The organism is Lachnoanaerobaculum saburreum DSM 3986 (assembly GCF_000185385.1).
Taxonomy (GTDB): Bacteria; Bacillota; Clostridia; order Lachnospirales; family Lachnospiraceae; genus Lachnoanaerobaculum; species Lachnoanaerobaculum saburreum.
Window position 1 is genome coordinate 1,895,413 of the sequence record NZ_GL622296.1, and the last position, 18,172, is coordinate 1,913,584.

The 18,172-nt window shown below is 36.7% G+C and carries 22 protein-coding genes and 5 tRNA genes; 7 read left to right on the plus strand and 20 right to left on the minus strand.

Going from position 1 to position 18,172, the window contains the following annotated elements:
• Positions 1-212 precede the first annotated feature (212 nt).
• The 5 genes from HMPREF0381_RS08680 (at position 213) to HMPREF0381_RS08700 (ending at position 657) form a co-directional block, all read left to right on the plus strand.
• Positions 213-283: transfer RNA gene (locus HMPREF0381_RS08680), tRNA-Trp, on the plus strand.
• Between the two features lie 11 nt (positions 284-294).
• Positions 295-368: transfer RNA gene (locus HMPREF0381_RS08685), tRNA-Pro, on the plus strand.
• Between the two features lie 6 nt (positions 369-374).
• Positions 375-446, plus strand: a tRNA-Glu gene (locus tag HMPREF0381_RS08690).
• 26 nt (positions 447-472) lie between these two features.
• A tRNA-Glu gene (locus HMPREF0381_RS08695) sits at positions 473-544 on the plus strand.
• 40 nt (positions 545-584) lie between these two features.
• A tRNA-Thr gene (locus tag HMPREF0381_RS08700) sits at positions 585-657 on the plus strand.
• Between the two features lie 48 nt (positions 658-705).
• On the opposite strand, the gene rsfS is transcribed toward HMPREF0381_RS08700, so the two are convergent.
• The 9 genes from rsfS to HMPREF0381_RS08745 form a co-directional block, all read right to left on the minus strand.
• Positions 706-1,044: a ribosome silencing factor gene (rsfS, locus tag HMPREF0381_RS08705; RefSeq protein ID WP_008751596.1), complete on the minus strand. Its 339-nt coding sequence runs from the start codon at positions 1,042-1,044 to the stop codon at positions 706-708.
• Positions 1,045-1,635 carry a bis(5'-nucleosyl)-tetraphosphatase (symmetrical) YqeK gene (yqeK, locus tag HMPREF0381_RS08710; protein ID WP_008751597.1) on the minus strand — a complete coding sequence of 197 codons (591 nt, stop codon included), beginning with the start codon at positions 1,633-1,635 and terminating at the stop codon, positions 1,045-1,047.
• Positions 1,628-2,242, minus strand: coding sequence for a nicotinate-nucleotide adenylyltransferase (nadD, locus tag HMPREF0381_RS08715; RefSeq protein ID WP_008751598.1), 615 nt, complete (start codon positions 2,240-2,242; stop codon positions 1,628-1,630). Before nadD ends, yqeK begins: the two co-directional genes overlap by 8 nt.
• A 3-nt stretch (positions 2,243-2,245) precedes the next feature.
• Positions 2,246-2,542, minus strand: a complete 297-nt coding sequence (gene yhbY, locus HMPREF0381_RS08720; RefSeq protein WP_008751599.1) for a ribosome assembly RNA-binding protein YhbY — start codon at positions 2,540-2,542, stop codon at positions 2,246-2,248.
• A gap of 11 nt (positions 2,543-2,553) precedes the next feature.
• A complete protein-coding gene (gene obgE, locus HMPREF0381_RS08725; protein WP_008751600.1) occupies positions 2,554-3,831 on the minus strand; it encodes a GTPase ObgE in 1,278 nt (425 codons plus the stop codon).
• A 65-nt stretch (positions 3,832-3,896) separates the two neighbouring features.
• The gene (rpmA, locus tag HMPREF0381_RS08730) at positions 3,897-4,187 is read right to left on the minus strand and encodes a 50S ribosomal protein L27 (RefSeq protein ID WP_008751601.1); all 291 of its coding nucleotides are present in this window, start codon (positions 4,185-4,187) and stop codon (positions 3,897-3,899) included.
• Positions 4,188-4,505 carry a ribosomal-processing cysteine protease Prp gene (locus HMPREF0381_RS08735; protein ID WP_008751602.1) on the minus strand — a complete coding sequence of 106 codons (318 nt, stop codon included), beginning with the start codon at positions 4,503-4,505 and terminating at the stop codon, positions 4,188-4,190. It abuts the gene before it with no gap.
• A 5-nt stretch (positions 4,506-4,510) separates the two neighbouring features.
• Positions 4,511-4,819, minus strand: coding sequence for a 50S ribosomal protein L21 (gene rplU / locus HMPREF0381_RS08740; RefSeq protein WP_008754171.1), 309 nt, complete (start codon positions 4,817-4,819; stop codon positions 4,511-4,513).
• Between the two features lie 109 nt (positions 4,820-4,928).
• Positions 4,929-5,336, minus strand: coding sequence for a GerW family sporulation protein (locus HMPREF0381_RS08745; RefSeq protein ID WP_008751604.1), 408 nt, complete (start codon positions 5,334-5,336; stop codon positions 4,929-4,931).
• Between the two features lie 196 nt (positions 5,337-5,532).
• On the opposite strand from HMPREF0381_RS08745, the gene HMPREF0381_RS08750 reads away from it, so the two are divergent.
• Both HMPREF0381_RS08750 and ymfI read left to right on the plus strand, forming a co-directional pair.
• Positions 5,533-5,973, plus strand: a complete 441-nt coding sequence (locus tag HMPREF0381_RS08750) for an RrF2 family transcriptional regulator (RefSeq protein WP_008751605.1) — start codon at positions 5,533-5,535, stop codon at positions 5,971-5,973.
• A gap of 775 nt (positions 5,974-6,748) precedes the next feature.
• A complete protein-coding gene (gene ymfI, locus HMPREF0381_RS08755; protein WP_008751606.1) occupies positions 6,749-7,468 on the plus strand; it encodes an elongation factor P 5-aminopentanone reductase in 720 nt (239 codons plus the stop codon).
• Between the two features lie 34 nt (positions 7,469-7,502).
• Here the strand turns inward: ymfI and HMPREF0381_RS08760 are convergent, their stop codons facing one another.
• The 11 genes from HMPREF0381_RS08760 to HMPREF0381_RS08810 all read right to left on the minus strand — a co-directional run bounded on the left by HMPREF0381_RS08760 (position 7,503) and on the right by HMPREF0381_RS08810 (position 18,172).
• Positions 7,503-7,982, minus strand: coding sequence for a DUF5684 domain-containing protein (locus HMPREF0381_RS08760; RefSeq protein ID WP_008751607.1), 480 nt, complete (start codon positions 7,980-7,982; stop codon positions 7,503-7,505).
• Between the two features lie 144 nt (positions 7,983-8,126).
• Entirely contained in the window at positions 8,127-9,059 is a 933-nt protein-coding gene (locus tag HMPREF0381_RS08765; protein WP_008751608.1) for a tRNA dihydrouridine synthase, read from the minus strand.
• A gap of 182 nt (positions 9,060-9,241) precedes the next feature.
• The gene (locus tag HMPREF0381_RS14635; protein ID WP_008751610.1) at positions 9,242-9,502 is read right to left on the minus strand and encodes a carbohydrate-binding domain-containing protein; all 261 of its coding nucleotides are present in this window, start codon (positions 9,500-9,502) and stop codon (positions 9,242-9,244) included.
• A gap of 24 nt (positions 9,503-9,526) precedes the next feature.
• Entirely contained in the window at positions 9,527-10,117 is a 591-nt protein-coding gene (locus HMPREF0381_RS08775; RefSeq protein WP_040461331.1) for a cell wall-binding protein, read from the minus strand.
• 249 nt (positions 10,118-10,366) lie between these two features.
• A complete protein-coding gene (uxuA, locus tag HMPREF0381_RS08780; protein WP_008751612.1) occupies positions 10,367-11,437 on the minus strand; it encodes a mannonate dehydratase in 1,071 nt (356 codons plus the stop codon).
• A gap of 53 nt (positions 11,438-11,490) precedes the next feature.
• A complete protein-coding gene (locus tag HMPREF0381_RS08785; protein ID WP_008751613.1) occupies positions 11,491-13,101 on the minus strand; it encodes a mannitol dehydrogenase family protein in 1,611 nt (536 codons plus the stop codon).
• Positions 13,102-13,228: 127 nt separating this feature from the next.
• On the minus strand, positions 13,229-14,839 hold the full coding sequence (locus tag HMPREF0381_RS08790; protein ID WP_008751614.1) for an FAD-dependent oxidoreductase: 1,611 nt from the start codon (positions 14,837-14,839) through the stop codon (positions 13,229-13,231).
• 14 nt (positions 14,840-14,853) lie between these two features.
• Complete coding sequence (gene ahpC / locus HMPREF0381_RS08795) at positions 14,854-15,417, minus strand: alkyl hydroperoxide reductase subunit C (protein WP_040461807.1); 564 nt, start codon at positions 15,415-15,417, stop codon at positions 14,854-14,856.
• Positions 15,418-15,745: 328 nt separating this feature from the next.
• A complete protein-coding gene (truA, locus tag HMPREF0381_RS08800) occupies positions 15,746-16,483 on the minus strand; it encodes a tRNA pseudouridine(38-40) synthase TruA (RefSeq protein WP_008751616.1) in 738 nt (245 codons plus the stop codon).
• 11 nt (positions 16,484-16,494) lie between these two features.
• Positions 16,495-17,295, minus strand: coding sequence for an energy-coupling factor transporter transmembrane component T family protein (locus tag HMPREF0381_RS08805; RefSeq protein ID WP_008751617.1), 801 nt, complete (start codon positions 17,293-17,295; stop codon positions 16,495-16,497).
• The gene (locus HMPREF0381_RS08810) at positions 17,288-18,172 is read right to left on the minus strand and encodes an energy-coupling factor transporter ATPase (protein ID WP_008751618.1); all 885 of its coding nucleotides are present in this window, start codon (positions 18,170-18,172) and stop codon (positions 17,288-17,290) included. Before HMPREF0381_RS08810 ends, HMPREF0381_RS08805 begins: the two co-directional genes overlap by 8 nt.

Below are 18,172 nucleotides of genomic sequence, written 5' to 3' on the forward strand. Positions count from 1 at the left end.
TTTTTCTCTCCTACGCCGGCATTACCCGGATCAGGTTATGGGTTAAGGCAAACCTTTCTCAGCCGTACAAGCACCCCTTTAATATATTACTTTGATATCACCTTGATTATAATACTAATATAAAAATTTTCAATAAATTTTTTTAAAAAAAGGCAAAAAATAATTGTTGACAGATTATAACTTTGCTGGTATATTATCAAAGTACCTTGCATAGGGGAATAGTTCAATGGTAGAGCAACGGTCTCCAAAACCGTAAATGGGGGTTCGAGCCCCTCTTCCCCTGCTTGAATTCCTCGAGGTGTGGCTCAGTTTGGTGGAGTGCAGCGTTCGGGACGCTGAGGTCGCAAGTTCGAATCTTGTCACCTCGATTCAAGGGCCAATTGGTCAAGCGGCTAAGACGACGCCCTCTCACGGCGTAAACCCGGGTTCGATTCCCGGATTGGTCATCAAAAAGTTTAATATCCGTTCTTAGGGCCAATTGGTCAAGCGGCTAAGACGGCGCCCTCTCACGGCGCAAACCCGGGTTCGATTCCCGGATTGGTCATCGTAAGGAAGAGTTCACCTCTTCCTTTGTTTGTATACATGCTTGTGTAGCACAGTTGGTAGTGCAACTCATTCGTAATGAGTAGGTCGTCGGTTCGAGTCCGATCGCGAGCTTAGGTTATAAGCTTAAAAGAGCTGTCACCGTTTTGTGACAGCTCTTTCTTATATCTCTACTTCTGTTCCGTCTCTCCAGATCCTTTCAAGGTCATAGAATACTCTGTCTTCTTTAAGGAAGATATGCACCACTATATCATTGTAGTCAAGCAACATCCATGTAGCATTCTTATTTCCCTCAACAGCTTTCGGAAGGATACCCTCTTTTCCTAAGATAAAGTCTATTTCATCTGATATAGCCTGTACCTGATTTATATTATTTGCACCGGCTATTATAAAATAATCAGCTATAGAACTTATCTTACTAATATCAATGACCTTAATATCATCTCCTTTTTTATCCTCAATAATTTTATAAATTTTTTTTACAATCTCTTTTAATTCCATCTACACCTCATCACTTAGTTCATATGTAAACCTGTCAATATACATGCCCTGACTGCCCAAATAATTAATAGTCGACTTCGCTATTACTTTTACCGCCTTTGACAAATCATGAAAAGACAATGTCCTTATCTTATCCAACTCAGGTAGTTTTTTTCTGTTCGGCTCAATATAATCTGCAACAAATACTATTTTTTCCAACATAGTCATATCTCTTTTACCGGTTGTATGCCATCTTATTGCAGAAAGAATATCCTTATCTTCTATATTATAGTCTTTTTTCGCCAAATATGGTGCATAAACAGCATGCAAAATCTGCGGTGCCTTATCTGATATCAGAGCCACATAAGATAAATCGGTGTAAGGGTCAATATAATTAATCATATCCTCTTTCAACTCTGATGATTTTTTAGCCTTGGCAATATCATGCAAAACACCTGAAAGCTCCGCCTTCACCACATCTTCACCATAGCACATAGCAAGTGCCGCCGCTGTATATGCCACACCCAAAGTGTGTTCATATCTCTTTTTTGATAATTTTTCCTTCAAATCCGTCTTTATAAGATCTATATTTTCACGACTGAAATCAAACATATATTTTCTTCTCTTTTATATACCTACAAACACTTTCAGGAACATATTTTCCTATATCCTCTCCCGCTTTTGCCAGTTCTCTGATTTCGGTTGAAGATATGTCCACATCCACAGTATCCAAAAAGCTGATACCTTTTATCTCGTACTTGCCTTTCAAATACTCAAAATGACTCTTCAGTGTCAAGTTTTCATTACTATAATCTCTTGAAGCTACTATAAGATTTGCTATCTTCAGTATAACAGCCGGATTTTTCCATGTTTCTATCTCATAGAAGGAATCGGCACCCATAATAAAATAAAATTCATCACAGCAAAACCTATTTTCAAGTTTTTCTAAGGTATTAAAGGTATATGAATTTCCTTCCAATGTATTTTCAAAGTCTGAACAATAAAACCCCGCATAATCTTTTATCGCCAATTCTATCATATCTTTTCTCATTGAAAAGTCACTCACTGTTTTATTAAGCTTATGCGGCGGAGTCTTTGCAGGCATAAACCATATTTCATCCAGCTTGCACTTATCTTTAGCTTCTTTTGCCAGTATCAAATGCCCGAAATGTATAGGGTCAAATGTACCGCCGAGAATCCCTACATTATACATACTCATATACTACTTCGGAAGATTTATTTTTCTGTTTTTCGGCTTATCAGCCTGCTTATACAAGACTATCTTCTTTCCGATAACTTGAACCACTTCACTTCTCGTAAGTGAAGCAATATGATTTGCAATTATTTTAGGATCATCAGCACAGTTTTTCAACACTGATATCTTTATCAGTTCTCTCGGCTCCATAGCTTCTGCAACAGCAAAAATATTTTCATCAGTCAAAGATGCCTTTCCTATTTGCATTATAGGGTCAATATTCATTGCCAAACCCTTTAAATATGCTCTTTGTTTACTATTCATTTCTCTCCTAATTATTTATAATAGTCAAATTCATGGCCATACATACGAACAGTATTTCCATCTTCTATTCCGGCTTCCTCAAGCTTTTCCAGTATTCCTGATGTCTTAAGGAATTTTTGGAAGAAATCAAACCCCTTCTCCGAATCAAGATTTGTGTAGCCAAGCATTTTCTCAATTCTTGGGCCTTCCACAACAAACACTCCATTCTCGTCAATCTCCACTGTAAACGGAAGATTCTTATCACTTGAATAATCTATTTCAAATTCTTTTTCAAAAACTGTCGGAGTTTTATCAACAGTGGAAAGAATGTTTACAAGCTCATATAAAAGCTCAGGTATACCCTTTCCGCTTACACCCGATATCGGGAATACTTTAATATCAGGGAAAGCCTCTTTTATTCTTTTGATACTGTCATTTTCTTCACTATATATTGCATCTATCTTATTTGCAGCTATCACCTGAGGTCTGCCAAGTAAGCTCTCATCATAGTTTTTCAGTTCATTTATGATAGTTTTTATATCTTCTACAGGATCTCTGCCCTCTGTAGAAGCCGCATCTACTACATGCACAAGTACCTTGGTTCTTTCTATATGTCTAAGAAAATCATGACCCAGACCTACGCCTTCGCTTGCACCCTCAATAAGTCCCGGAATATCCGCCATTACAAAACCTCCGGCACCCTTTACATCTACCACTCCCAGATGTGGATCCAAAGTAGTGAAATGGTAGTTTGCAATCTTCGGCTTTGCATTACTTACTCTTGAAAGAAGTGTAGACTTGCCTACATTCGGAAAACCTACAAGTCCCACATCTGCAATAACTTTAAGCTCTAAAAGGACAAACATTTCCTTTCCGGGCTGACCCGGCTTGGCAAATTTCGGCACCTGCATAGTGGCTGTAGCAAAGTTCATATTTCCAAATCCACCCTTACCGCCTTTAAGGATCACCTCTCTTTTGTTATCTCCGGACATATCCGCTATGACCTTACCGGATTCAAAGTCTTTTATAACAGTACCCTCAGGTACCTTAATCGTAAGATTTTTTGCATCCGCTCCATGACATTTTCTCTTACCGCCCGGCTCACCGTCTCCTGCCACATATTTTCTTTTCATTCTAAAATCGGTAAGAGTGTTTAGACCTTCATCTACTTCAAAGATGATATCTCCACCCTTTCCGCCGTCTCCACCGTCAGGACCGCCGGCTGCCACAAAAAGCTCTCTTCTAAAGCTCACATGTCCGTCACCGCCTTTTCCTGATTTTATAAAAATTTTTGCACTGTCAGCAAACATAAATACCTCATTACCCCTACAATACTAAATAAGGCCTCATACATCTGTATGAAGCCTCATAACTCTTATTCAGCAATAGCTCTTGGGTAAACAGAAACCTGCTTTTTGTCTCTGCCCTTTCTTTCAAAGCGAACTACACCATCAACTGTAGCGAACAAAGTGTCATCACCGCCACGACCTACATTAAGTCCAGGATGAATCTTTGTACCTCTCTGTCTGTATAGTATATTTCCAGCTAAAACGAACTGTCCGTCTGCTCTCTTGGCACCAAGTCTTTTTGACTCGGAATCACGACCGTTCTTTGTAGATCCGACTCCTTTTTTATGAGCGAAAAGCTGAAGGTTCATTTTAAACATTTACTTGACCTCCTGTAAATTAATCTTGATAAATTCACTGTATCCTTCCCCCATGTCCATAAGGCCAAGAATACATGAATCCAGTAATACTCCCGATTTTTCACTTCTGTCATGCAATACAAGATAAAACAAGCCGTCACTGCAATCAACTGTGAACTTATCATCACAAAATTGTTCCAGCGAATTTGACAAGTTTATTGTAAGTACCGACACTGCAGCACATACTATATCTTTTCCTTCTTCTTCAAATTCCGCATGACCTGAAACTTTCAAACCGGTATATTTGCCGTCTTTAACAAATACAATAACATCAATCATAAAGATTATGCATTAATCTTTTCAATCTTAACTTCTGTATACTGCTGTCTGTGACCGTTCTTCTTGTGGTGACCTTTTTTAGGTTTGTACTTATATACAATAACCTTCTTAGCCTTGCCCTCTCTAAGAACAGATGCACTGACACTTGCTCCTGTTACAGTAGGTGTTCCAATTTTGAGTTCTCCATCGTTTAGTGCAAGAACCTGATCAAATGTAACAGCCTCACCGTCTGCTTTTCCAAGTTTCTCTACTCTAATGATATCTCCTTCTGAAACCTTATACTGCTTACCACCTGTAGCAATAATTGCGTACATAAGGATACCTCCTATTATCATTACTCGCCAAAATTGGTGCTTAAAATCAAGCTTGAAACCAACATTGAGCGGCATACGGACTTAGTATACATTAAATCGGTACCAAATGTCAATCAGTATATTTGCTTTCGCTATCATTTAATATAGTTTCCGCTTTTTTGGTAGCTTCTTTATCTACATCCGACTTATTGGTTATCTTATTTACAAGGTCCGGAATCATATCAAGCAATCTTGTTATAGCATCCTGATTCTTTATATTTACAACCTTTGTTCTGCCTTCTTGAATTATAAGCATTGCAGTAGGTGAAATTTTAGCACTCATACCGCCTCCGCCATTTGATTTTGAAGTATTGTCAAAGGTACCTGCCGCCATACCGCAACTTACATCCACCAGCGGCACTATAGTAGTATCACCAACTATTATAGGTTCTCCCACAACGGTCTTAGTTGTGAGAAAAGTATTCATACCCTTAAAAACAGCTTCTGCATTATCTAAAAAATGATTATTTTTCTCCATCTTTATCCTTTCTGTAGATAATCATATATACTCTCTTAAAGGTTTTATTATATCACATTTTAATTATATCATCTATAATGTTTACATTTATTTCCATATTTGATATGATAATATCAATTCCCAGTTATATACTAGGCATTGAGAGAAAGCTGATAAAATCAAGGATTATCAGTTTATTATAGAAAAGAGGAGTCAAATGAAAATTTCTACTAGAGGTAGATATGCACTGAAGATGATGGTGGAGTTTGCCATAAACATGGAAACACCCACCAAAATAAATCAGGTTTCAAAATCCTACGGAATTTCAGAAAAATATTTAGAGCAAATAGTTTCCATTTTATCTAAGGCCAAACTTGTAAAAAGTATTCGTGGTGCTCAAGGCGGATACCTTCTGGTAAAGCCTGTAGAAGAATATACAGTAGGTGAAATATTAAGACTTACAGAGGGGTCTCTTGCTCCTGTAGATTGTCTGGACGGCAATGGCAATTGTGTACACTCAGACTTTTGTGTAACACAGAATCTTTTCAAAAAAGTGGAGGATGCCATCAACAATGTAGTGGATAATATTTCACTAAAAGACCTTGTTACAGATGAACTTGATATCAGAAGACGAGAAAGAGAACTTTTAGACAAATAAAAGGTATGGTGCATCGTTTCACCATACCTTTTATTTTACTCTAAATATTTATCACTCTATACAATGCTCTAATTTTGCGTTTAATATCACTCTAATGCGCTGATATCTACTCCAACATTTATTATCCTAATGCAACGCTCTAATTTTGCATTTAAAACCACTCTAATGCGTTGATATTTACTCCAACATTTATCACTCTATACAATGCTCTAATTTTGCGTTTAATATCACTCTAATGCGTTGATATCTACTCTAACTTTCATCACTCTAAAATATTACCAACTCCTATTCACTCTTTAACACTCTATCACTCTGTCTTCACTATATCACTGTAACAACCACTCCAACATTTACACATTGATATTATTGAAAGTTTGATTCCTCAAACATCCCTTAGCTTTGACAATTGTGATTATAGCATTAAAATATATTTTTTTATAAAAAAGGTATAAACAGCAGTTTTTTAGGTATGAACGACAGTTTATATAGATTCTCAATAATTTTCCCTAATTAAAAAAGCTGTCAACACTGACAGCTTTTTACCAAGTCCCTATATTCTCTTTTAAAACTCCTATACCATCTTTTATATCACTCTATAATGTGTAACTCCTGTATCACTCTATTTTTATATAATTTCTCTAACGATTGCCATTATATCAGCCTATTTTCATTATACACATAAAAGGTATAAAAAGCAGTTTTTAAGGTACAAACTACAGCTTTTTATTTTACAATATTTAAACTATAATGATTTTAAAATAAGGAGGAGAAGGTAATGAATGTGCTTATAACCGGAGCTTCAAAAGGTATTGGAAGAGCTGTTGCAATTGAATTTGCAAAGAACAAGTATAATATTATAGGATGTGCAAAATCCGACTTTGACGGCTTGGAAGAAACCAAGCAATTTGTCATAAATGAAGGAGTAGATTGCTATACAAGCCTTTGTGATGTCACAAAGGAAGAAACTGTCAGGGACTTTATATTTTATTCTACAAAAAAGCTTGGGCATATAGATATTCTTATAAATAATGCAGGTATAGCATATATCGGACTGCTTCAGGATATGTCAATTACTGATTGGCATAATATACTGGATATCAATCTCACATCTGCATTTTTAATGTCAAAATATATCATTCCCGGCATGTTAAAAACGCAAAGCGGTCATATAATAAATATATCATCTGTCTGGGGCAACAGCGGTGCATCTACAGAGGTGGCTTATTCCGCTTCAAAGGGCGGCTTAAATTCCTTTACAAAGGCACTGGCAAAGGAACTGGCACCAAGTAATATTTTGGTAAATGCTATATCACCGGGTTTTATAGATACCGATATGAATAAAGTGTTTGAAAAAAACGAGTTAGATACAATTTTTGAAGAAATCCCGATGGGCAGAGCAGGACAACCGTCTGAAGTTGCAAGCCTGGTATATAAAATAGCTACATCAAACTATATCACAGGACAGATTATTACAGTGGATGGAGGATGGACATAAAAAAGGAAGGCCCTCGCCTTCCTCATTTTATATTTTAGTACTGTGATCCACTCTCTAAGAATGCATTTCCACGATATTTTGCATCTCCGAAACCAACGATTAAATGGAACACAAACGGTAAAAAGAATAAACCTACTGCAAAAGGTATCTCATAGCCAAAAGATTTGGATATCCAATAACAAAATCTGGCTCTGCCGACTACAAAGATCACAGTTGCTACAAGCCCGATTATTCCAAACAGTCCGCCGATAAAACCGCCGGTCTTTGCTATCCTTGAAATCACAAGAGTATTGACAGCAGACACCACCCATACAAAAAGACCGTAATTGGCAGTCCACACCTTTTCTCCATAGAGATAAGCATTATAAAATGGAATTATTGCTTTCCAACCTTCAAGTCCCATCTTCTCAAATGATTTGAATATTCCTATAACTTCGATAATGTAAATAATAACTGAAAAACAAACAATACCGACTAAAAATGCTGCAAATGCCGCAAAAAAGGTTGCTCCCATAATTTGCCTCCTTAAATGTCTTATTGTCAGTAAAAATACATCTAATTTTCACTGATACTTTATAAAGTATATAGCATTTATTATTATCTTGCAACAAGTTAGCGTAAATTAATTTCTTACTTTTTTATAACAATATCTTTATAGTTAACTAATCCTCAGTTCTTCTATATGCTTTTTGTATTTATTTATTGTATCGGCTTTCCTTATTCTCTTTAAAATCTTACTGTATCTTTCATCCGATAATACCATACCCCAAAGTTCCTTCAGTTTAAATAAGGTATTCCTTTCTCCAAAATCAAGCGACAAATACTCTTCTTTTATATCATCCAAAAAGTCTACCGTCTTTCTTAAATCTGTTATCTTTGCACCGGTTTTTATAGCTTCCGGCAATAGAGGATTTCTTACCAACCCTCTGCCAATCATTACAGTATCAACTTTATTTTCTTTCAGCTGCTCATTTAATATTTTAAAATCATCCATTGTATTTATATCGCCATTATATACAAGCTTGGATTTTAAAATTTTACAAGCTTCTATAAACGCCGGAATATAGACTTTATTTTTGTAGAAATCACTTCTAAGTCTTGGATGAATGATGATTTCACAAAAATTATACTTTTCATATACTTTAACTAAATCATCCCACTCGGAATAATCACAAAATCCTATTCTTGTCTTTATAGAGATTTTGATATCTACTGTTTTTTCAAATATTTCATAGAAGAATTTATCAATTGCTTTTGTATCCTGCAAAAATCCTGAACCTCTGCCTTTTGATGTCACAGTAGCTGACGGACATCCGATATTTATATTAAGCTCATTATATCCCATCTGTTTTATTTCACCGGAGAGCTTAAAAAAATCTTGTACACTGTTAGTAAGTATCTGTGGGATAAGATACTGACCTTTGTTATAATCTTTATCAAGCTCCATCAGCTCGGATTTTGAAAATCCCTTTTTCATATGTGGTGTAATAAAAGGTGTAAAGAACTTGTCCACTCCGCTAAAATGTCTTATATATACCTTTCTGAACACATAATTTGTCACACCCTCCATCGGTGCCATGTATATATCCATAAATCTCCTTACCTAAAAAATAGAGGGCAACCAACCCTCTATCTAAGTTTATCATTTTATATGCATTTATTAAATATATATTTCAGTTTTCATTTTATTCGGATGACTCTTTACTTGGCGCTTGTGGCATCTTTAGCTCATTTCTGCTTGCATCTGTAGGCTTTTGCGGCGGCTGACCGCCTTTAGAATTTCCTCCCGGTCTGCCGTTTGTCAAAAGCTCCGGGACCTTTTGATGTTCTCTCACCGACAGTATTTCCGCCTGTAGCTATAGTTACTTCAGTAGCACCGTCTGTAGTTATACCGGTATCTTCAGCATTTATAGTGATATCGGCATTTTCTATACTTACAGAGTCTTTTCCCTTTATTGCCTTACCCACAGAGTCAATATTTATCTTTCCACCAAGTATAATAAGGTTATCCTTAGAAAAAAGCAGACAGTCCATACCTGTCTGCTCAAAGTTTAAAAATTATTTAGCTACATATTCTCCGTCATTATTTACATAGTAACCGTCAGGAGTTGTTGCATTGTACCACATAGCACCTGAATTATCAAAGTAATACCACTTATGTGTATTCTCTGTTCTAAGCCATCCGGTATTCATATGACCGTCATCATGCATATAGTACCAGTTGTTATTAATATGTCTCCATGATGTAAGCATATATCCCTCAACATCAAAGTAATACCACTTATCATCTTTAAATACCCAAGTGTTCTTTGCATAATTACCTGCACCATAGCTTAACCACCAACCCTTTGCATCCTTCTGCCATGTACCGGCTGTAGAACTCTGAACGGCATTCCTTGACGATCTGTAACCTGATCCTGAACCTGAACCGCCTCCTGATGAACCGCCGCCGCCACGTCTGCGAGAATTGGAGCCTGTAGCATTAGGTACAGACGGTGATGCTAAAGGCTGTGTTGATGCGGTTGTTGTTGTAACAGTTGTAGTATGGGCACCGGGTATTACTATTGCAGACGGAGTTGCATTAGCTGCAAATGCAGCTCCCATTGTCAATCCAACTCCCAATGTTATTGTTGTTAATAATCGTCTCATATATCCCTCCATTTATGATTAAAACTTCATTTATGAAACACTAGGATGATACCACCGTTACAGGTATAATTCAATCTAATTTATCTTTCTAAAAAATTACAAAAATATTACATCAGAATAAGTAATCTATAAAACTTACTATATTTAATATTATATAGATTATTTATTGTTGAACTTTTCGTTTATTTTTATAGAAAACAAGAGAAATATATTGAATCTAACCAAAAATATTTACAGAGCAAAATATATTTATTGTTTTCTATCAAACTTTTCCAATGTATCCCATACGCCAAGTATATACATAACACCCAATGCTCTATCATACAGACCATACCCCGGTCTGCACTTCTCATCCCAGATATGCCTTCCATGATCAGGGCGAATATAGCCTGTATACCCACAGTCATGGTATGCCTTGATTATATCTAAGATACCTACATCTCCGTCACAGTCTCTATGTGAAACCTCTGAGAAATCTCCGCCTTCATAGTGCTTTACATTTCTTATATGTGCAAAGTAGATTCTGTCACAGTGCTTTCTTACTATATCGGCAACCTTGTTATGTTCATTTGCACCGAGTGAACCTGAACACAGAGTAAGTCCTGAATATGGATTATCTACAAGTTTCAAAAACCTGTCAATAGCTGCTTCATCCACCAAAAGTCTTGGAAGTCCGAAAATATCCCATGGCGGATCGTCCTGATGAATAGCCATCTTAATATTACATTCCTCACAAGTCGGCATAATTGCCTCAAGAAAATACCTTAGATTCTCCCAAAGTTTCTCCTTTGTAACCGGCTTATACGCCTCGAACAGCTCCTTTAGATGTTCAAGTCTTTCAGGCTCCCACCCGGGCATTGTATACCCCTTAGAGCCTTCAATAATATATCTTGCCATCTCCATAGGATCTTCTCTGATAACCTTCTTCTCATAAAAAAGTGCATTTGAACCGTCAGGTAACTGATGATGTAGATCCGTTCTTGTCCAGTCAAACACCGGCATAAAGTTATAGCACACAACCTTAACACCAAATTTCGCAAGGTTCTTAAGAGTCGTTTTATAGTTCTCTATAAGTTTATCTCTGCTTGGTAATCCGATCTTTATATCATCATGAACATTTACAGACTCAACAACATCCATATTGAAACCGTAAGGCTCAATTTGCTTTCTTACCTCTTCTATCTCGCTTACTTCCCAGACTTCTCCGGCAGCCTTATTATGCAATGCCCAAACAATGCCTTCAATACCCGGAATTTGCTTGATTTGCTTTAAAGTAACGGAGTCATTTCCTTCTCCGTACCATCGCCAAGTCATTTGCATAGCATTCTCCTTACTATAATATCTATATAATAAAAGCAACAAGGTCACTAATATCAATCAACATATTTTTTTAATGTAGCTCTTATTGCACCCTTACCTGCAATAAGTTCTGCAAAGTATTTTTCCGACTTTTCACCAAGTCCCACATCATATAGATTTACTCCGAATATTGAAGCATCACTAAATAACTTCTCAAACTTTGAATGTATATCACTGTCTCCAATCTTTATATCTGCTACCATAGGAACTACCTTATCAAGTAGCGGATCCGGACTTAGTTCAAATTTATTCAGATTGTCATCTATCCCCATAAGATATCTTGCCCAACCTGCAAATACAAGTGGAATAAGCTTAAGATCTGAAACTTTTAAACTATCGCTCTTTTCATACGCCTTAACTGTCTCACCGAATCTTATTGCAAGCTTTTGTGATGTATCACAGGCAATTCTTTGCGGTGTATCGGGCATAAACGGATTTGGAAGTCTTACTTTTACTACTGTATCTATAAAATCCTTAGGGTCAATAATACCCGGATTTGTAACTACAGGAAGTCCTTCTTTATAGCCTATAGTCTTTATAAGCTTTGTAAGCTCATCATCCCTCATCTCATCACTGATTTTCTTATAATCAAGCAGGCAACCATAAATTGCAAGTGCCGTATGAAGCGGATTAAGACATGTACATACCTTCATTCTTTCCACCATGTCTACAACCTCACGCTTTGTAAATATCACTCCACCCTCTTCAAGTCTCGGCCTGCCGTTTGGGAAGCTATCCTCTATAACAAGGTACTCTGTCTCCTCCGCATTTACAAATGGAGCCACAAAAGTATTCTTACTTGTCTTAACAAAGTCTATATCCTCTATACCGTCCTTTATAAGCATATCCATTACAGAATCAGCCGGTCTCGGTGTTATCTTATCAATCATAGACCATGGGAAACTTACCTTTTCAGGGTCTGATACATATGATAAAAATCCTTTATCACAAACATTATTATCACACCAGTTCTTTGCAAATGCTACAACAGCGGCCTTCAGTTTGTCACCGTTATGTGAACAGTTATCCATACTTACCATAGCTACAGGAAGCTCTCCGGCCTTAAATCTCTCATAAAGCATGGCACATACCTTACCCATGTAGCTTGCAGACTTATCAGGTCCCGCCTTAAAATCCGCCTCTATCCCTGCCGGAGTGTTTCCGTTTCCGTCTGCCACTAAATAACCTTTTTCAGTTATGGTAAAGCTTACCATTTGAAGTGAAGGATTTCTAAACAACTCCTTTAAAGTTTCATAGTCTGAATTTTCCGGATCCACTCTCAAAGACTCCACTACGGAACCTACTATATTCTTTTCAACTGTACCATCACAGCAGAGTTTCATATATATTGTAAGGTCATCAAATGACTTGAATGCCTTATCTATTATTTCATAGTCAAATCCTTCAGCAACCACAAGACCGATATCTGTTTTCTTTTCATTCAAAAGATTGTTAAGAACATTTGCCTGAAAAGCTCTGAAAATATTTCCGGCACCGAAATGAATCCAGTTGGGATTTGCTAAAGTATTTTTCTTAACCTGTTCTCTGTCATACTTGGGCAGAGAGTATCCTAGTTTTTCCCATACTGCTACATTTTCTAAAATACTTTTTTGATTTAATTTCATTATTATTCCCCTTATGTCAGACTGCTTAATATATTAGCATTATTTTAATATAAAAAGCAAGGCTGAACCTGTACAATACCTTTGTTTTTTGTACTGAAGTTCAGCCTTTTTATAAAGACACTTTGTATTATTTATTTATATAATCCAATACCTCTTCAATATTCTTCTTACCGAATAACACCTTATCCTCATTTATTACCATACATGGTACACTCATTACATGATACTTCTCTCTGAGATCCCCGAAATGATTTATATCATAAACTTGTGCATCAATATTTTTATTTAATGAAGCAATTCTTTGTACCGCTACAACAAGGTCAGGACACATAGTACAACTGAGTGACACTAAAATCTTAAATGAAACTTTATCCTTTATTTTTAGTATCTTTTCTCTTATATCATCACTTAAGCCCTGTCCCGGACCTGATACATTATATATACCGAGAATAAAAGAAGTAAATTCATGTCCTCCCGGAACACCATGGAAAGCCAAACCGCTGTACTCTCCATCCTTATATATTTCTACAACCGGTGCCTTTGTTTCATCATGTACTTCTTTTACAGAAATCTTATCTGTCAGTTTGCCAAGTTCATTCATATATGAAAGCAATTCTTTTGATACATCATCATCTTTCACATATACCTTCAAAAGAATATTTTTCTCCATCTTTCCGAATACAGTGTTTAACTGTGCAAGCATATCTGATGAGAACAATCCTTCTTCTTTGACTTCCTCCTTAGGTAAACTTCCCTTTCCTGCACCTGACTGTCTGATAGGAACTATAGGCTTAATACCTGTCTTTTTTTCCATTGCAGCAATATACTTTTCAAGTTCTGTAGCCGCAATACCTGCATCTCCGACAGTTGTTACCACCTGTCTGAGAGGCTTTATACAAACATCTCCTGCCGCATACAGACCTTCTATTGCAGTTTTCTTCGAGGCATCCGTAATTACATGTCCTCTTTCATCCAGTATACCGAAGTCCTTTACTATAGAGGTTGCAGGCTCATACCCTGCAAAAACGAATACACCGAAACCGTCTTTATCTTCAAAGACTTCCTCTTTGCCTGTTTGATTGTTTTTATAAACAATTCTCTCAAGGACGTCTCCACCTTCCACTTTTACCACTTCAGTATGTGTAAGTACAGTAATCTTCTCATTATCATAAGCATGTTGTGCTGTTGTTTTTGCACAGGTAAAATCAGGCTCTCTTATAAGAATAGTCACATGTTTTGCATACTTTGTCAGGAATACACTTTCTTCCGCTGCCGCAAAACCGCCACCTACAACAAAGACTTCCTTTCCTTTAAAGAATTCTCCATCACAAGTCGCACAGTATGCAACACCATGACCCTTAAACTTTGCCTCACCTTCAAATCCTATCATTCTCGGTGATGCCCCTGTAGCAAGTATTACTCCAAAACACTCAATATCCCCTTTTGATGTATGAACCTTTTTAATATCGCCGTCCATATCAATAGAGTTTACTGTAGCAAGTAAGAACTCGGCACCGAAGTTTTGTGCCTGCTTTCTCATCTGCTCTCCGAGTTTTGCTCCTGATATATGCTCTATGCCCGGATAATTTACAACTTCAGCGGTCAGAGTAATCTGACCACCGAATTTTTCTTTTTCTATAACAAGTACACGATAATACGCTCTGGCTAAGTAAATAGCCGCTGTCAGACCTGCGGGACCTCCACCTACAATGACTGCATCATACATGTTTTTACTCATAGTATCCCCTAATATTATAACTGACCTACAAGATCAAGACTTGGCTTTAATGTTTCAGCACCCGGCTGCCACTTAGCAGGGCAAACCTGATCACCATGCTCATGAACGAACTGACAAGCACGAAGTTTTCTTAAAAGCTCATCCGCATTTCTTCCTACTCCGCCTGCATTTACTTCATAAGAAACGATCTTTCCGTCAGGATTGATAATAAAAGAACCTCTCTCTGCCAACCCGTTTTCCTCAATATATACTTCAAAATCTCTTGAAAGTACATGTGTAGGATCTGCAAGCATCGGATACTCAATCTTTGAAATACGCTCTGAATGATCATGCCATGCCTTATGTGTAAAATGAGTATCTGTTGAAACTGAGTAAATCTCACATCCGGCCTCTTTAAACTCCTTATAATTCTTCTGTAAATCCTCCAACTCTGTAGGGCATACAAATGTGAAATCTGCAGGATAGAAGAAAAATACACTCCACTTTCCTAAGATATCCTTCTTAGATACTTCAACAAAATCTCCATTATGAAATCCCTGTACGCTAAACTCTCCAACTTCCTTGTTAATTAATGACATAACTGCCTCCTTATATAAAAAATCAATTTTTGTTTCAACCGGAACAGGTACATCCATATCATAGAATTTAATAAATATTCAAATGATAGGTTTTCCTAACCCCTTGCTATTATATTTAACATAAAATAATTGTATATGCAATAGTATTTTGTAATTTCGGCGTTTTAACTAATAATAATTCCTATTATTACTAATTATTTTACACTAAATTTAAATCGTATCAGTTTCATATATTTCCCTCTTTTTTTAAGCAATAATTAAATATCAAGAGCTGATTTTACATAATATCTTTTTACAATAAAAAAGATGCGATCATCTCGCATCCTGTCTAAATATATTCTATTTCAACCAATGTCAGTCCCTTTGCAGGCATTGTCTGACCTGCAAATTTTCTTTCCTTTGCCTTCATTATTTCAGTGATATGGCTTGGCGGATAAACACCCATCCCAACCTTTATAAGTGTGCCTGCTATTATACGAATCATATTGTAAAGGAAACCGTCTCCCCTTACCACAATAGTGATCATATCCTCATCCTGTAAAACTTCTAAAGAAAATACAGTCCTTATAGGTGAAGAAGCCTGTGACTTTTGTGAGCAAAAGCTTGTAAAGTCATGAGTTCCGATAAAATAACCGCTTGCCTCTCTCATCTTTTCAACATCCAGATTAAAATAGCAAAAATGAGCATAAAGTCTTTCTGTAGGTATATCAATCTTTCGATTTAAAATCCTATATGTATAGGTCTTTATACAGTCGTTTTTCCTTGGATGCCAGTCTGACTCCACCTCATCCGAATATTGTATTCTGATATCATCAGGCAATCTTTGATTGATTGCAAATGCGAACTTATCTGCCGCCATTCTGACATTTGTATCAAATACCGCAACATTTCCATAAGCATGAACACCCGAGTCGGTTCTTGAAGCACCTATCACTTCTATTTCCTCTCCTGTCAACTTAGAAATTGCCCTGTTTAATATCTCTTCCACAGTGATTCCGTTAGGTTGCTTTTGCCAACCACAGTAATTCGTACCGTCATAGGATACTATAAGTCTTATCCTTCTCATGCTCCTACTTTCTAAAAACAAAAAACTACAGCAATACATATCGACATATATACCAGATAGTATAAATATGTCAATATATCTTCTCTCTTATATTTAAGCGGCTTAAGCTTGGTTCTTCCGTCTCCACCATGATAACATCTGGCTTCCATTGCCATAGCAAGATCTGTCGCTCTTCTCATCGCAGAAATAAAAAGCGGCACAAGAAGCGGAACCATCGCCTTTGCCTTTTGTATAATATTTCCCGACTCAAAATCTGCACCTCTTGCCATCTGAGCCTTCATTATTTTATCGGTTTCTTCTATCAATATAGGAATAAATCTAAGGGCAATAGACATCATCATTGATATCTCATGCACAGGTATCCTCACCGCCTTCAAAAAACCGAGGCTCTTTTCAAGTCCGTCTGTAAGTGCATTCGGTGTTGTGGTAAGTGTCATTACAGAAGAACCGACTATAAGGAAAATCAGCCTCATCCCCATAAACAACGATACTCTGATGCCTTCTCTTGTTATCTTAAATATCCAAAACTTAAAAAGTACCTCACCGTCTGTTAAAAACAGATTAAAACTTACACTTATTATAAGCAGTACAAGCACCGCCTTAAGTCCCTTTAGCATAAACTTCACAGGAACTTTTGAAAGTCCTATGGCAATTACCAAAAACACTGTTGCAAGTCCATAACTAAGCCATGAATCGGCTATAAAAAGAGAAATAATAAAAATCATGGTTCCAAAAAGTTTTGTTCTCGGATCAAGTCTATGTATAAAAGAATCTACCGGATAATACTGTCCCAATGTAATATCTCTAAGCATTTTTATCCTTTCTCTTAATATATTTTAATATTGCATCCCTGGCTTCTTCTATTGTCGTTATATCATCTCCCAGGTCAATACCTTCTTTTTTCAACCTTTCAACTATATAGGTTATCCCCGGAGCACTAAGTCCTATACTTTCAAGGAATTTATATTGTTTAAATACTTCCTTAGGTGTTCCGTCAAGCACAAGTTCACCCTTATTCATAACAAGCAATCTGTCTACATACTTTGCTACATCTTCCATACTGTGTGATACAAGGATAATTGTCATATCCCTTTTTTTCTTCAGTTCAATAATTTCATCAAAAAGCTCATCCCTGCCCTTCGGGTCAAGCCCTGCCGTAGGTTCATCCAATATAAGTACCTCAGGATTCATTGCCAAAACTCCGGCTATGGCAACTCTTCTTTTTTGACCTCCTGAAAGTTCAAACGGTGATTTCTTATAAAAGCTTTCATCAAGTCCGACAAGTGCCAGACTCTCCTTTGCTCTGGCTTCTATCTCAAGCTCAGATAGCTTTTGATTTTTCGGACCGAATTCCACATCTGAAAGCACATCCACCTCAAAAAGTTGATGCTCAGGATACTGAAATACAAGTCCTACCTTTTGTCTTAAAAGTCTTAGGTCATATTTCGGAGCATATATATTTTCACCGTTAAAGTAAAGTTCACCTGAAGTGGATTTTATCAGTCCGTTTAGATGCTGTATCAATGTTGACTTTCCTGAGCCTGTATGTCCGATAATCCCTACAAACTCTCCCCTTCTTATCTTAAATGATACATCTTTTAAGGCATACTGTTCAAAAGCAGTTCCTTCTCCATATATAAAGTTTAATTTTTTTGCTTCTATTTGAATATCTTGCACATTTTCTTGCAT

What these genes read in the sequence shown, in the direction of transcription:
- HMPREF0381_RS08805 (WP_008751617.1), bottom strand. Translation starts at nt 17,295, where the DNA reads ATGCTTAGAGATATTACATTGGGACAGTATTATCCGGTAGATTCTTTT.
- HMPREF0381_RS08745 (WP_008751604.1), bottom strand. Translation starts at nt 5,336, where the DNA reads ATGGAGAAAAATAATCATTTTTTAGATAATGCAGAAGCTGTTTTTAAG.
- rpmA (WP_008751601.1), bottom strand. Translation starts at nt 4,187, where the DNA reads ATGTTTAAAATGAACCTTCAGCTTTTCGCTCATAAAAAAGGAGTCGGA.
- HMPREF0381_RS14635 (WP_008751610.1), bottom strand. Translation starts at nt 9,502, where the DNA reads ATGGACTGTCTGCTTTTTTCTAAGGATAACCTTATTATACTTGGTGGA.
- HMPREF0381_RS08735 (WP_008751602.1), bottom strand. Translation starts at nt 4,505, where the DNA reads ATGATTGATGTTATTGTATTTGTTAAAGACGGCAAATATACCGGTTTG.
- HMPREF0381_RS08775 (WP_040461331.1), bottom strand. Translation starts at nt 10,117, where the DNA reads ATGAGACGATTATTAACAACAATAACATTGGGAGTTGGATTGACAATG.
- HMPREF0381_RS08790 (WP_008751614.1), bottom strand. Translation starts at nt 14,839, where the DNA reads ATGAGTAAAAACATGTATGATGCAGTCATTGTAGGTGGAGGTCCCGCA.
- uxuA (WP_008751612.1), bottom strand. Translation starts at nt 11,437, where the DNA reads ATGCAAATGACTTGGCGATGGTACGGAGAAGGAAATGACTCCGTTACT.
- HMPREF0381_RS08810 (WP_008751618.1), bottom strand. Translation starts at nt 18,172, where the DNA reads ATGCAAGAAAATGTGCAAGATATTCAAATAGAAGCAAAAAAATTAAAC.
- ymfI (WP_008751606.1), top strand. Translation starts at nt 6,749, where the DNA reads ATGAATGTGCTTATAACCGGAGCTTCAAAAGGTATTGGAAGAGCTGTT.
- obgE (WP_008751600.1), bottom strand. Translation starts at nt 3,831, where the DNA reads ATGTTTGCTGACAGTGCAAAAATTTTTATAAAATCAGGAAAAGGCGGT.
- HMPREF0381_RS08750 (WP_008751605.1), top strand. Translation starts at nt 5,533, where the DNA reads ATGAAAATTTCTACTAGAGGTAGATATGCACTGAAGATGATGGTGGAG.
- ahpC (WP_040461807.1), bottom strand. Translation starts at nt 15,417, where the DNA reads ATGTCATTAATTAACAAGGAAGTTGGAGAGTTTAGCGTACAGGGATTT.
- HMPREF0381_RS08765 (WP_008751608.1), bottom strand. Translation starts at nt 9,059, where the DNA reads ATGGATATATACATGGCACCGATGGAGGGTGTGACAAATTATGTGTTC.
- truA (WP_008751616.1), bottom strand. Translation starts at nt 16,483, where the DNA reads ATGAGAAGGATAAGACTTATAGTATCCTATGACGGTACGAATTACTGT.
- HMPREF0381_RS08760 (WP_008751607.1), bottom strand. Translation starts at nt 7,982, where the DNA reads ATGGGAGCAACCTTTTTTGCGGCATTTGCAGCATTTTTAGTCGGTATT.
- yhbY (WP_008751599.1), bottom strand. Translation starts at nt 2,542, where the DNA reads ATGAATAGTAAACAAAGAGCATATTTAAAGGGTTTGGCAATGAATATT.
- nadD (WP_008751598.1), bottom strand. Translation starts at nt 2,242, where the DNA reads ATGAGTATGTATAATGTAGGGATTCTCGGCGGTACATTTGACCCTATA.
- rplU (WP_008754171.1), bottom strand. Translation starts at nt 4,819, where the DNA reads ATGTACGCAATTATTGCTACAGGTGGTAAGCAGTATAAGGTTTCAGAA.
- rsfS (WP_008751596.1), bottom strand. Translation starts at nt 1,044, where the DNA reads ATGGAATTAAAAGAGATTGTAAAAAAAATTTATAAAATTATTGAGGAT.
- yqeK (WP_008751597.1), bottom strand. Translation starts at nt 1,635, where the DNA reads ATGTTTGATTTCAGTCGTGAAAATATAGATCTTATAAAGACGGATTTG.
- HMPREF0381_RS08785 (WP_008751613.1), bottom strand. Translation starts at nt 13,101, where the DNA reads ATGAAATTAAATCAAAAAAGTATTTTAGAAAATGTAGCAGTATGGGAA.